The organism is Gleimia coleocanis DSM 15436 (assembly GCF_000159015.1).
GTDB lineage: Bacteria > Actinomycetota > Actinomycetes > Actinomycetales > Actinomycetaceae > Gleimia > Gleimia coleocanis.
In genome coordinates, this window is the sequence record NZ_DS999543.1 from 406,282 (window position 1) to 419,493 (window position 13,212).

General features: G+C 48.9%; 10 protein-coding genes and 2 tRNA genes. 8 read left to right on the plus strand and 4 right to left on the minus strand.

Annotation, left to right across the window (positions count from 1 at the left end; translation table 11 throughout):
* The first annotated feature begins 8 nt into the window (after positions 1-8).
* Both dusB and HMPREF0044_RS03670 read left to right on the plus strand, forming a co-directional pair.
* Positions 9-1,241, plus strand: coding sequence for a tRNA dihydrouridine synthase DusB (gene dusB / locus HMPREF0044_RS03665; RefSeq protein WP_006546763.1), 1,233 nt, complete (start codon positions 9-11; stop codon positions 1,239-1,241).
* 3 nt (positions 1,242-1,244) lie between these two features.
* A complete protein-coding gene (locus tag HMPREF0044_RS03670; protein WP_006546764.1) occupies positions 1,245-2,075 on the plus strand; it encodes a type I 3-dehydroquinate dehydratase in 831 nt (276 codons plus the stop codon).
* A gap of 151 nt (positions 2,076-2,226) precedes the next feature.
* Here the strand turns inward: HMPREF0044_RS03670 and HMPREF0044_RS03675 are convergent, their stop codons facing one another.
* Positions 2,227-3,522: an alpha-amylase family protein gene (locus tag HMPREF0044_RS03675; RefSeq protein WP_006546765.1), complete on the minus strand. Its 1,296-nt coding sequence runs from the start codon at positions 3,520-3,522 to the stop codon at positions 2,227-2,229.
* Between the two features lie 70 nt (positions 3,523-3,592).
* Between HMPREF0044_RS03675 and HMPREF0044_RS03680 the strand changes: the two genes are divergently transcribed.
* Both HMPREF0044_RS03680 and dnaG read left to right on the plus strand, forming a co-directional pair.
* Positions 3,593-4,918 carry a deoxyguanosinetriphosphate triphosphohydrolase gene (locus tag HMPREF0044_RS03680; protein WP_006546766.1) on the plus strand — a complete coding sequence of 442 codons (1,326 nt, stop codon included), beginning with the start codon at positions 3,593-3,595 and terminating at the stop codon, positions 4,916-4,918.
* Between the two features lie 33 nt (positions 4,919-4,951).
* Positions 4,952-6,943: a DNA primase gene (dnaG, locus tag HMPREF0044_RS03685; RefSeq protein WP_006546767.1), complete on the plus strand. Its 1,992-nt coding sequence runs from the start codon at positions 4,952-4,954 to the stop codon at positions 6,941-6,943.
* A gap of 102 nt (positions 6,944-7,045) precedes the next feature.
* Here the strand turns inward: dnaG and HMPREF0044_RS07845 are convergent, their stop codons facing one another.
* On the minus strand, positions 7,046-8,797 hold the full coding sequence (locus tag HMPREF0044_RS07845) for a TIGR03773 family transporter-associated surface protein (RefSeq protein ID WP_006546768.1): 1,752 nt from the start codon (positions 8,795-8,797) through the stop codon (positions 7,046-7,048).
* A 99-nt stretch (positions 8,798-8,896) separates the two neighbouring features.
* A tRNA-Ile gene (locus HMPREF0044_RS03695) sits at positions 8,897-8,970 on the minus strand.
* A 79-nt stretch (positions 8,971-9,049) separates the two neighbouring features.
* Between HMPREF0044_RS03695 and HMPREF0044_RS07850 the strand changes: the two genes are divergently transcribed.
* Positions 9,050-9,586, plus strand: coding sequence for a hypothetical protein (locus HMPREF0044_RS07850; RefSeq protein ID WP_006546769.1), 537 nt, complete (start codon positions 9,050-9,052; stop codon positions 9,584-9,586).
* Positions 9,587-9,736: 150 nt separating this feature from the next.
* Positions 9,737-9,808, plus strand: a tRNA-Asn gene (locus HMPREF0044_RS03705).
* 684 nt (positions 9,809-10,492) lie between these two features.
* Here the strand turns inward: HMPREF0044_RS03705 and HMPREF0044_RS07855 are convergent.
* Positions 10,493-11,563, minus strand: coding sequence for a hypothetical protein (locus tag HMPREF0044_RS07855; RefSeq protein WP_141553827.1), 1,071 nt, complete (start codon positions 11,561-11,563; stop codon positions 10,493-10,495).
* Positions 11,564-11,633: 70 nt separating this feature from the next.
* On the opposite strand from HMPREF0044_RS07855, the gene HMPREF0044_RS03710 reads away from it, so the two are divergent.
* Positions 11,634-12,140 carry a ribosome maturation factor RimP gene (locus HMPREF0044_RS03710; RefSeq protein ID WP_006546772.1) on the plus strand — a complete coding sequence of 169 codons (507 nt, stop codon included), beginning with the start codon at positions 11,634-11,636 and terminating at the stop codon, positions 12,138-12,140.
* An 8-nt stretch (positions 12,141-12,148) separates the two neighbouring features.
* On the plus strand, positions 12,149-13,192 hold the full coding sequence (gene nusA, locus HMPREF0044_RS03715) for a transcription termination factor NusA (protein ID WP_040312780.1): 1,044 nt from the start codon (positions 12,149-12,151) through the stop codon (positions 13,190-13,192).
* The last annotated feature ends 20 nt before the right edge of the window (positions 13,193-13,212 follow it).

Consider the following 13,212-nt stretch of genomic DNA (forward strand, 5'->3'; position numbering starts at 1 on the left):
GGAAGACGTTGGCTGAAAACGTAAACCAAACCACCGGAGCCCTACAGATTGGTCCAATCAAACTGTGGGCTCCGGTGGTTTTGGCACCCATGGCTGGAGTTACTGACGTTCCCTTCCGCCGTCTCTCTAGAGAGTTCGGTGAAGCCGGATTACCAGAATCTCAGCAAGAGAAACTTAACCAGGCTACTCCTGGTATTGACGCGCCAGCAGGGCTTTACGTATGTGAAATGATTACTGCACGTGCCCTGGTGGAAAAGAATGAAAAGACCATGCACATGGCTAAACCTGATCCACAGGATCGGGTCCGCAGCCTCCAGTTGTATGGGACTGACCCCGTAAACCTCTACAAAGCAACTCATATTTTGTTGGAAGAAGACTTTGTAGATCATATTGACTTAAATTTTGGTTGCCCGGTTCCAAAGGTGACTAAAAAAGGTGGGGGCGCGGCTCTGCCTTGGAAACTAGACCTCTTTGACGACATCGTTAATTCCGTGGTGCGTGCTGTAACAGAAACAGGTAAAGACGTACCGGTGACGATTAAGATGCGCGTGGGTATTGATGACGCTCACCATACTTTCCGTGATGCCGGGCGTATCGCTGAAGACGCGGGGATTGCCGCGGTAGCGTTACATGGTCGCACGCAAGCGCAGTATTATTCGGGGCATGCGGATTGGGATACTATTGCCCAGTTGAAGCAGGATTTAACTGTTCCAGTTTTAGGTAACGGTGATATTTTCAGCGCCCAAGATGCTAAAGATGTGATGGCGCATACGGGCTGTGACGCGGTGGTGGTTGGCCGTGGCGCGCAGGGACGTCCTTGGTTGTTCCATGATTTGGTGGCAACTTTGACGGGGGAGAGTGTTGTTGAGCTTGAGCCGAATCAGGGGCGGGTGGCGCAGATTATTTTGCAGCATGCGCAGATGATGATTGCGAATTCTCGCAGTGAGAATGAGGCGTTGCGGAATATGCGTAAGCATATTGGCTGGTATTTGCGTGGTTTTAAGTTGGGTGGAGATTTGCGCATGGCTTTCGCGCGAGTTTCGACTTACGTTGAGTTGGAAGAGTTGTTGCTTTCTCTTGATCCGACTGCTGAGTATCCAATGGCTGCGCATGGTAAGCGTGGGCGCGCGGGTGGTCAGAAGAAACCTCATTTACCGCATGGCTGGTTGGATTCACGTTATGTGGATTCAGAGCAGCGTGAAATGGTGGCTGCGAATGAATGCGATGGAGACGGAGGCTGAGCCTTGGAAATCGTAGCTTTGGGTACTGGTAAAGCGGTGCATCCGGTTGCTAAACCAGTTGAGGTTGGAAATGGGAAAGCGCTGGTGATTTGTTCCGTCGCTGGAGCAAATGCGGCTCAGTTGGCAGCTGCGTTGCGTGCGGTTGATTTCACGCAGGTTGATTTGGTTGAGTGGCGCGTAGATTCTTTGGCTTCTTTTGATAATGCGATTATTCAAGGCGTTTCCCGGGTGGTGCGTCGTGAATGTCCAGTTCCGATTTTGGCTACCTTCCGTACTATTTCCGAGGGCGGTACTGGAGATGTATCTGCTTATTATCGGGTGCTTTCTACGTTGTTGGATGTTGGTGTGGATGCTTTAGATGTTGAGGCTTCTCATCCTAAGGCCAGTGATTTGCTTGCGAAAGCTACGATTCGTGGGGTTGCAGTGGTGCTTTCTAAGCATAATTCAGCGGGGACTCCTCGTGTTGAAGAGATGGTTGAGGAATTACGTGGGCTGCAGGTATTGGTTACTTCTGTAGTGGCTGAGACTCGTTTGCAGTTGGGTGCTGATGACCCGAAGCAGGTGGGAAACGGAATCGTTAAATACGTGGTGTCTGCGCAAGATTCCATGGATGCTTTGAAACTTATGTTAGCTACCCGTCACTTCGTGGATTCGTTAGCTACCGTTCCGGTAATTGCTTTAAGCATGGGAGTTTCTGGGCAGGTGACTCGAATGTTTCCAAGTACCAGTGGTTCAGCAGCGACTTTCGTTGGTTTACCTGGTGCTTACACGGCTCCTGGGCAAGTGTCTTTTGGTGCGGTAGCGCAGCTTGCTGCACAGGTTAAAGCACTTTAGAACCTGGAGCTACAACAAAAAGTCATATGCGAGTGAGCGTTCGCATATGATTTTTGGATTTTTCGAGGGCGGAAAGATAAACTCACCGCCCTCGAAAAGAACACAACCAGGAAAATGCGAAACTGGGGTTATATCCAAGATTTCTTACTGACTAGCAGAGGAACCAAGCACACGCGCCAGCTGGAATCACAGTTGAAGACCCCTGATTCGAATGAGTAACAGTTAATTCTTGACCACCGAAAATTACCTTAGAAATTGGTGAATCCTCTTGCTTGGTTGATTCTGAACGTAACAGTAACTCATGTTCTGAGGGAACCTCAACCGCCGTGTCACCAGTATTTAACACTGCCATGAGCGGGCCACAGGTAAGAGCCAAACAACCCGGGTTAGCCCAAGGCAAATTTTTTACGATACCGAAAGCACAGGTTGCCAGCTGATGCTGGGCGCGTAAACGCAAAACCATGGTTGTGTGAGCAACCCGCTCTTTCTCAACCTCAGACTGCGGAGGATAAGGCCGGATATGCGCGCCCTCGAAATCAAGATGGCCACCACTGAACCCAAATGGTAGGAAAACCGAGCCGGGGAGGGCTGCCACCAGCATCCGCAAAGCAGCACGACGAAACTCATTTGCGTTTTCTTCCCACGAGCCAAGGAAGAAATTCTCAGTGCCTAAAGCAGTATTTAAACGCGGCAACGTAGCTTGCCAGGAGCACACGCTACCCTGACGTTCGTGAGCTTGAATCTTTTCACGAATCTGAGTCTCAATCTGACTAGCGTTAAAACCAACCCGCTGCAGACGATCATCACACAGTAAATGTAACCATTCTTCCTCAAAATGGCGACGGTAAGCCTCCGTATTAAAAATCGACGCTTCAGCGGTTAAAATATGATCCTCAGAGTATTCAGCTAGCTCAGCCAGCAAAACGCGGGTTAGCTGAGTAAAACTAACAGCCCGTTCAACCTCATCAGAGGCCTCTGGAGTATCTTCAATACGCCCTAAATCAATACCGTCAGCACCATTTTTTAAAGCTATTTTTGCGCGTTTGATGATTGTATCCGCATCGCGTTCAAAACCATAGAAAGCTGAAAACTCTGCTGCTGGACCCCAGTCACGGTATTCAGCCCCCGCAATCCGGACAATTGCCTTTAACCCAACGCGGTGAATCGCCTCAATTAAAGACCGCAGTATTGAGCAGTCTTTTTCTAAATCAATGGATGCAGGACGGAAAGTAACCGCCGTGAACCCCATGCGTGCAATAAAGAAAACACAATCTTCTAAAAGACGCGCTCCCTCTTCATCTATGATCCCCGGAATCTCGTTAATAACCGCATCCCGCCACCAAGGAGTGCGTTTCGTATAACGGCGCTGTAACACTTCAGTGCGGATATAACCAGGATCTAAAGTGCGGTACTGCTTCGCAGAAGAAGCCATCGGGGTATCAATCATACTTCTATTGTGTACTAATTATCTGTGGATTGTGAGAGTAGCAGGCTGAAAACCTCGATAGAATATAAGAGTGAGTGAAACTAAAGCATATGAATATTCTGAAACTGACCGCGAGCGCTACGTACTTGAGCCTGCTAAAACTTCGCAGCGAACTGATTTTGAACGCGACCGCGCGCGTATTTTCCATTCGGCAGCTTTCCGACGGTTAGGGTCGAAAACCCAGGTATTGGGACCAAATTCAGATGACTTTATTCGGACTCGTTTAACCCACTCTTTAGAAGTCGCTCAGATTGGACGTGAGCTGGCGAAAAGTCTAGGAGCTGACCCTGATATTGTTGATGCTGCGTGTCTGGCTCACGATTTAGGACACCCACCTTTTGGTCATAACGGTGAGAAGGCTTTAGATAGCTTGGCTCAAGACTGTGGTGGTTTTGAAGGTAATGCGCAGACTTTCCGTCTGGTAGTGAATCTGGAACCAAAGGTTTTAGATACTCATGGTTTACCTGCTGGGCTTAATCTTACCCGCGCAACTTTAGATGCAGTATGCAAGTATCCGTGGATTAAGGGAGCTGGCCCGGATCCAGTTAAATCGCAGACGAAGTTCTCTGTTTACGCTGAAGATGCTGCTGTATTCCACTGGATGCGTAAGAATGCACTCACTACGCTACCGGCATCTAAGCGTTGTTTAGAGGCCCAGATCATGGATCTGTCTGATGATATTGCCTACTCTGTGCATGATATTGAAGATGCGGTGGCTACGCGTAAGTTTAATCCAGCTTTACTGACTGATGACGTGCAGTTTAGTGGGATTGTTGCTGACATTATGGATTGGTACGGTAAAGGCGTTTCTGAGAACGCCCTCGAGAATGCTCGTCGCCGGTTGCTGGATTCGCCAGCTTGGCCACGTGAATATGACGGCTCCTACCGTTCCCGGGCAGCTTTGAAAGATCTCACTTCTGAACTGATTGGGCGTTTTTCTTTGGCTACGGTGGCGGCTACGAAGACCGGTTATGCTGAAGGTGCGGGTGACCTTCTTGCTGCTGTAGATAGCTTAGAGACTCCTGGTCTGGGGCGCTACGCCTGTGATTTGATTGTGCCTGCTCAAACGCGGGCAGAAATCCAACTTCTTAAAGGCATTGCCGTGCATTACGTGATGGCACCACGCGAAGTTGAACCAATCTATTTACAGCAGCGCACTTTGCTTGCTGACCTGGTGCATGTACTGATGGAAAATCAGGGCCGTGATCTGGAGGAACCTTTTAAAACCCAGTGGCAGGCGGATACTTCAGATGCGAATCGTTTGCGCGCGGTAATCGACCAGGTAGCGTCTCTTACGGATACTTCTGCAGCTCGTTGGCACGCTAGCTTATGTGGGTTATTCTCAGAAGCTTACTGAGAATACAAGCTGGATTAGAGAGAGGAGGGGACTGTGAGTGGTTTAATCATTAAAGCCGATATTGAAAAAGTTAAAGACACGGTTGATTTGGAAGAAATCGTCAGTAACTACGTGACGCTTCGTCCAGCTGGTATTAACACTTTCAAGGGGCTTTGCCCATTCCACGATGAAAACACCCCCTCTTTCAATGTGAATACCGCTCGCGGGTTCTGGCATTGTTTTGGTTGCGGCGAGGGTGGCGACGCTATTAGTTTCTTGCAAAAGATTGACCATTTATCGTTTACGGATGCAGTGGAGCATTTGGCTGGCAAGTATGGGATTACTTTGCGGTATGAGGAGGGGAAAGCACCGACTCAGGATTATGGGAAGCGTCAGCGTCTGTTGGATATGCATCGCGTGGCAGAAGAGTACTATCAGGCGCAGTTGCATTCTCCAGAGGCTTTACCGGGGCGTCAGTTTTTAAGTGAGCGGGGTTTTTCTGCTGAGGCTGCGAAGCATTTTGGTGTGGGTTTTGCCCCTTCTGGGTGGAATGGTTTGTCGAATGTGTTGCGCGCGCAGGGGTTCACTGACCAGGAGTTGATTACTGGTGGGTTGGCATCCCAGGGGTCGCGTGGTGTTTATGATCGTTTCCGAGGGCGGCTGATGTGGCCTATCCGTGATTTAACGGGGGCGACGATTGGTTTTGGGGCGCGGCGTCTGCTGCCAGATGATAATGGTCCGAAGTATTTGAATACGCCGGAAACCCCGATTTACCACAAGTCTAAGGTTTTGTATGGGCTGGATTTAGCTAAACGTAGTATTGCTGCGAAACGCCAGGTGGTGATTGTTGAGGGCTATACGGATGTGATGGCTGCTCACTTGGCGGGTATTGATACGGCAGTGGCTTCTTGTGGTACGGCTTTTGGTTCGGAACATGTGAAGATTGTGCGTCGTTTATTGGGCGATATTGCTGATCCTTCGATGGGTTTACAACTGGCTTCGGGGGAATCCCGGGGTGGGGAAGTGATTTTCACTTTTGATGGTGATGCTGCTGGGCAAAAGGCTGCGTTGAAAGCTTATGGTGAGGACCAGAATTTTGCGTTGCAGACTTTCGTGGCGATTGAAAAACGCGGTATGGATCCTTGTGATTTGCGTATTCATGAGGGGGACGAGGCGATTCGGAAGCTGGTTGCGGCGCGGATTCCTCTATTTGAGTTTGTTTTGCGCACTACTTTAACTGCTGTGGATTTGTCTACTCCAGAAGGGCGTGTGGCTGGTTTAAGAGCTGCTGCGCCAGTGGTTTCTTCTATTCGTGATCGGGCGTTACAGAAAGAATACGTGCGTCTGTTATCTGGCTGGTTGGGGATGGAAGCCCGGGATGTGGCAAGTGAGGTTGCTCGGGCTGCGAAAATGGCTGCTTACGCTGAAACTCAGCCGCAGGCGCAGGTAAAACCGCAGTCAGAGACAGCGAAAGTTACGTCGCCGACTGAAGCTGAATCTGAAGCTCCTTTAGCTTATGGGGATATGCGTAGTCCGCGGTTCAAACTAGAATCGCAGGCGTTAGCTTCTGTCTTACAATGTCCTGTGGACTGTTTGGGAACAGGCTTTGATGAGATTGATTTGCTGACGTTTACCAGTCCAGCTTTCAGGGAAGTTCATAAGCTTTTGCAGACTTGTGGAGGGTTAGCGCGTTTTGAAGCCCATTTGCAGGCTGCTGAGCGAGCTATCCCTGATCCTGCTGTAGCAGTTGCTAAAGCTACTGAGGGGTGGAATCGAGAGCTTTTTGACCGCGCTTCTAACCCTGTTAAGCAGGTTCTGCATGCGCTTTTAGTAGTGGTGTTACCTCAGGATGAAGCAGAAAAGTTGGGGTATTTTGCGCGTTCAGTAACGATCAGCTTGGTTAAAACTTCGATTGCTCGGTCGATTGAACAACTTCGTTTTGAGATTGGGCGTTTAGACGCTTTGGGGCAGGATTCTTCGGCGGAGTTTCGTAAGATGCTGACTTTAGAAGAGCGTCGCCGGGCGCTGGATGAGGCGGATGTTTAATCTTGCCTTTCACTTAAAGGAAGGCTTCAGACTGAATTTAGTTAGCGCTGGTAGATGCCACTCAGGAAAACATCTACCAGCGCTGCTTAGTATCTAAAACGCTTAGTCTTGACGAGTACGGACTCGCATTCCTAAACCAAGTACGCCCATACCAACACCAAAGACGAGCAGTGGGAACGTGAGGGTTCCAGAACCAGTAGCTGCCAGGCTACCCAGACCAGCAGCTTGCAGGTCAACTTGGGAAGGAGTACAAGGTTTACCGTTAGAATCCTTCCAAACTCGTTTAGCGCCTGCTTGCGCAACTTCGGAACCAACGTCAAAGTGGCCATCGCGAGCGCCGTTTCCGCCACCTACTTGGAAGAATAGGACATCGGTGCCGCTAACCTGTTTGCCGTTCTTCAAAGTAGCGGTCTGGGTAATACCTACCTTGTAGACCCCTGGGGCTGAGAATACCCAGTTAGGGTGAACGTGAGTGTTTTTAGGAATAGTTACTGAACCTGAACCGGAGTTTCCATTCCCAGAGAACCACTTATTACCAACCAAAGTGCCGAAGTTTCCAGAAGTGAAGACTTCCAAAGCTCCGGGGCCTTCGAAAGATGAAAGCGTCCAGGTTACTTCGCCTGTAGTTTGGGATAGTACGGTGTCGCTCATTGTATTCGCGCCTACCCATGGAACATCCTTAACCTGGGTGGAGCCAATCATCCACACGTTGGAACCAGCTGGGATAGCTCCTACAGCTGCAGGTAGTTTTGCTTTACCGGCATCACCGATAGTGAAAGAGATTTCGTTGAAGTTGTACCACTTGGATGGGGACTGGCGATCGTCCTTTACTTTCGGGCGAATGGTTAGTTCTCCCTGTCCGCCTTCGAAAGAAGGGAAGCACTTTGCACTGCCCAGCAGGTTGCTAATCGCGCCGGAAATACCGCCGGTAGGGGCAGCTGGAGCCTTGCCAGCGGGAACTGGGGCGTTTGGTGTAGGCAGTGGTTTGTCAGACTTTTTCTCAACGTCCTGGGGCTGAGTTGTGGCAGCGTCAGTGGTTTCAGCTGGTTTTTCTGTGATTTCTTCGTCCTTTGCCAGCGGATCACCAGCTGGTTCGGTTACTGGAGTATCCTTACCGGTAGCTTCGGTCGCGGTCTCCTGTGGAGTTTCTGCAGGGGTGGTTAAATCCATACCTGCGAAAGGGTCTGAAGTGTCAGCTAGCCCGGCTTTGCCAACTAAGAACGTGTAAACCTGCGGAGCGGAACTGCGCTTAAACTTCGCTGGGGTAACTGTTTCGTTAGTTAAATCTGCAGAGTCATTAACTTCAACTGCCTGAGCTAAAACCTTGTATTTTCCAGGTTTTTCAAAAATGAGCTGGGCTAAGTTGTCGCCAAACGCGTTCGCTGGTAGGGTAGCGGGTGCTTTCAACTCAGCCTGTTTGGTATTGAGAACTGGCGCGAAGGATTGGTCATTGTGTCCGCTACCTAGGTAGATTTTGCCCGGTCCTGCAACTTTAATGAAATGGAGTCCTACCTGTGGTGTGGTGGCGTCTGCACCGGTTACTGATAGGAAGTCGTCAGCAAATAATGGAAGGTGGTATCCGGGTGTTTCAATGCCGTTGAAGTTAGTGGGTTTGTCTGAAAGTGCTGAGTCTGGGATGGTGAGGTTGGTGTTCGCAGGGTCTGTGTTTTCGTCGTAGTTGTTGATGCTGAGGCTGAGGTTTTCTGGGGTGGTGCTGATGTGGAAGGTAGTGATGTCTTCTACAGCGAGGTTGGTGGTTTCAGCCTGTGCGGTTGCGGGAATGCTGATTGAGCCTACTATCAGTGCGCTGGCTATCAGTGCGCTGGTTTTTTTGTTTCGCGTTAGTGGGTTCATCCCAACTCCTTTTAATGCTAATGAGAACTATTATCAATAGTAGGGGTTGGGGGTGAAATAAGCAAAATCCATACAGGGAGTGTTGTGGCAATAAAAAAGTGCCCCAAGCAGGACTTGAACCCGCGACCGATGGATTATGAGTCCACTGCTCTAACCGACTGAGCTATTGGGGCACGGAACATAACCATAAAGCATGTTCCACATTTCTAAGTATCGCAATATCGGCCAAGCAAATCAACTAAGGTAGAAAGTATGAGTTTCATATCCAAGCTATTTAAACCTGATTCGCCCTACTTACCTACCGAAATTTCCTCAGTTGTGCGCAGGTACTTAGCGAAAACCGAACAGCAACGGCCCTTCGCGAAAGGCAAAGATCAGAAATATTATTTCATTGCAAACGCCGGGCTTCTGGAGGTAACGGGAACCGAAGCGCCAAAACAGATTTGTGACTGGTTTGAAGTGCAGCAGGCAATCTGGGCAGGGGAGTCGAAACGATTGGTGATTCGATGGGTGGATCCACAGAGGCAACCGCTCACTATTAATCTTGCAGATCATGAACAAATAGACTTTATGCGCGCTTTTGACGAAAGAGTTGCAGCAACGATTGTTTCGGTTGTGCGCCGAAAAGCTGAAAATGGCACTAATATTGTTGCTTCGATTCGTCGGCGCGCAGATGGTGGACTGTTTTCTGCCCTGGTAGTTGATGGCTGCCTAACTCCAACTGGGCAAAAAATGGCTTCTCAATTGGAGAGGAGTCTGCGAGATTCGGTTGGTTTAACCCCCGAATAACGGGTAAGTGGTGAGCGTCACGTTCGGGTTTTTATTTTCGAGGGCGTTATATGACGCTAATAATCCTCAAAATAAAGCCAAAAAATGCTTTTTCTCTGTCGATTTGGAAACTCTGAGGAAAACCTGCTAAAGTAATACGTGTTGAAGCAATCCCGCGTAGCTCAATGGCAGAGCGTCCGACTGTTAATCGGCAGGTTGCTGGTTCGAGTCCAGCCGTGGGAGCTAAAGTAAGAACCCCGCCTCATTGAGGCGGGGTTCTTAGTTTGTGTAGATACAACGGTGGGTAACGGGGTTAGGCTTATTGGACAGAGTCAGGGTTATACGACATGTGGTGTTGCTAGGTAACCAACTTTTCGTTGTTAGTGCTGGGGGAAGTCGGGTTTTTGTTTGGGCCTGTGCTCAATATAGGTGAGGAAGCGGGTTAGCTATGTTTGGGGTAAGTTATTTCAAAAAAGATACCCTGAAGTTTAAGGAAAATCGTAGATGCATGTGTTGGGGTAGGTTTTTCCAAAAAACCTACCCCAAACGTGGATTTTTTAGGACACAAGCAACACAATTTGGACTCTAACCCCATATTCAGAAAAGCTAGGTGTGTTAACTCGGCTACCGAAGGCTAAGTGCAGACAGTTTCCTACGGTACTTAGGACAGTGTTACTCAGTTTCGCATTAAGTAGCCAAGTCACCTTCCCAATACCTAGCATGTTTTAACTATCACGAGGAAAGATGCATTCGAAATAGCACTAGTGAAAAACCAAAGTAAAACAGTAAAGCCCCATTATTACCCCAAGCAGGATTTTTAGAGATACTAGTGATTTTCTGAGACAATGCAACTTGGTAATGTGAGTAAAAATAGTGGTAGTAAGAAACCTGCACTCACCCGCAGGAATGATGTTAGTAGGCTTCACATTACTCAGCAGGCACGGTTACCACACCTGGAAGTGGCGAAGCACCCACAAACTCATTAGCTATAGACAACTTAAACAAAGCCGAAAACGCTAAACCGGTCTGCGGAATTTCTGCGGATACACTCAGGCCCGCCGTAGGCTGTGAAACATACGCTAAGGCCGTAGACAACAGAAGTTGATCATTAATCTTATGTAAAGCAACCGATGGAGTAGAACCGGTAGCGGCAACTTCAAAAGCCCCCAGACAAGAACCAGTCCGGTGATCAGCAACGCCAGCACTCCAAGCTGTAATCGCGTCCTTTTCCAAACCCAACACCATTTGGCGTATCAAAGGCGCATAAACATCAGAATCCGCAGCAGACATTTGTGTCTCTAAAACTGGTAAAATCTGAACCGCACAATCCCAGTCAGTAACCATGTTGGCACTAGGCTCATCGCCCTCGGGAAAATCTTGAGCAGTGGAAACAGCCAACTCGGATTTATTTAAAACTGCCATCAACTTATCTAATGAACCCGCTGCCTGCGCTAAATGTACGCCAGTGCGGAACTTTTCAAGTACCGTGGAAGTACCCAGCAAACGTACGTTTTCATCCGTAACGTTACCTAAAGCGTGGAAATCAGCGAGCGCATCCATAACCATTTCTTCAGCTAACGTAGCTGGTTCTACGCTGGGTTTAGGTAGCTTATTAGCCGGGTCCTCAGCGTCGGCAGGTACACCATTGGGCCACGGATTCCAAGCTCCGCCAAGGGTTTTAATCCGCGCTTCGGAAGTGGAAGTGTAAGCAGTTAACCATTTATTACACTCTGGGCAAGATCCAGATTGAGTAACTTCTGTCGCGCTGGTCGTAAACCGTTGATCATCAAAAATAATATCTTGTAAAACCAAGGTTTCCGGTGCAGTTTCAGGCAAAATCGGGTGACCGTAATCCCAGTGAACACTGCAACCCGCAAGTGATAAAGACACGGCAGTGCCAGCTAGGAAAGCTGGAAAAGAACGTGAGATACGCAAAAACATGAGGTTATCTCCACTAAACGCTGGTTGCGGGTATGAAACTGCGGATTTTTTAGGCATAATAGGAAACCTAGTCACCATTTACGATGATTCCATAAGTTACGGAAAATGGCGACATTGAGGAGCAGATGTGAGCAGAACAGCAATCGAAGAAAAAGTACTCGACTGCGTAGAGCCCGTTGTTAAGGCACAGGGGCTATTTCTTGAAGATGTGAAAGTATCCGAACGGTCCGAAACGGTCGTTCGGATTATTGTCGACCTGGAAGAAGGAACATACCTAGTAAGCTCTGATGACCTTCAGGAAGTTTCTTGGAAAATTTCTGAAGCATTGGATGCGGCTGACCCCATTGAACAGGCATACACTCTGGAAATTTCCACCCCGGGGGCGGAACGTAAGCTACATACCCCTCGCCACTACCGCCGTTCCCTGAACCGCTTGGTAGAAATCAAGCTGGCAGATAAGAGCGAGTTACGCGGTTTTATTCGCGAGGTCGGTGAATCTGAACTCACCCTGGAAGAAGAAGCTAAAGCACCTAAACCAGGTATGAAGCCAAAGCCAGGCAAGCTGGTGACTGTAAGTTTTGAAAATATTTCTAAAGCCCGCGTTCGCGTAGACTTTGGATCTCTGAAAGATTAGGAGTCATTGTGGAAATCGATATGTCAGCTTTGCGCGAAGTCGAAAGCACTCTAGAAATTGACGGGATTACCCTTGTAAAAGCCATTGAAGATGCGCTTTTGAAGGTCTACCACAAGATGCCCGGTTCCATTAAAGAAGCTCGCATTGAAATCGACCGTAAGACCGGTAAGGTAGCTGTAATGGCAACCGAATTCGATGACGACGATAACCCAATCGGCGAATTCGACGACACTCCAAAAGAATTTGGACGCATCGCAACTGCAACTGCGCGTTCAATCATTACCCAGCGCATCCGCGAAGCTGATGACTCTAAGGTATTGGGCGAGTTCCGCAATAAGACTGGAACCGTCGTAGTCGGTACTGTTGAAGCCCACACCAACCCACACTTTACGCTACTTCGCGTCGGTGAATTTGAAGCAATTTTGCCTGAATCTGAAAAGGTCCCTGGCGAAACCTACGAACACGGTAAGGTTATCCGCGCTTACGTTTTGGAAGTAACTCGCGGTGAACGTGGGGCTCGTATTACTGTGTCTCGTTCCCACCCTAACTTCGTGGAAGCGCTGTTTGCTCGTGAAGTTCCAGAAATTGCCCAGGGGCTGGTAGAGATCAAGTCCGTTGCTCGTGAAGCTGGACACCGTTCAAAGATTGCTGTGGCAGCAACTGAAGAAGGTATTAACGCTAAGGGGGCTTGCATTGGTCCAATGGGGCGTCGCGTTCGTGCAGTAATGACTGAACTGCAGGGAGAGAAAATCGATATTGTGGATTATTCCACCGATCCAGCACGTTTCATTGCAAACTCTCTTTCCCCAGCACGTGTGTCTACTGTAACCATCGATAGCCTGCCAGAAAAGAAAGCTACCGTAATCGTGCCTGACTTCCAGTTCTCACTGGCTATCGGCCGTGAAGGTCAGAACGCACGTTTGGCTGCACGTTTGTGTGGATTCCACATCGATATTCACTCTGACACTGAATCAGGTTACGGCGTGATGGCGTCTGACGTTTCCCGCCCAGACGTGAGCAACGCTTCACTAAACGAAGAAGACCTTTACTGATTTTCTAGGTAAACTAGATG

Excerpts from the sequence above, each read along its gene's own strand:
- HMPREF0044_RS07855 (WP_141553827.1), bottom strand. The coding sequence starts at position 11,563 with ATGCCTAAAAAATCCGCAGTTTCATACCCGCAACCAGCGTTTAGTGGA.
- HMPREF0044_RS07850 (WP_006546769.1), top strand. The coding sequence starts at position 9,050 with ATGAGTTTCATATCCAAGCTATTTAAACCTGATTCGCCCTACTTACCT.
- HMPREF0044_RS03675 (WP_006546765.1), bottom strand. The coding sequence starts at position 3,522 with ATGATTGATACCCCGATGGCTTCTTCTGCGAAGCAGTACCGCACTTTA.
- HMPREF0044_RS07845 (WP_006546768.1), bottom strand. The coding sequence starts at position 8,797 with ATGAACCCACTAACGCGAAACAAAAAAACCAGCGCACTGATAGCCAGC.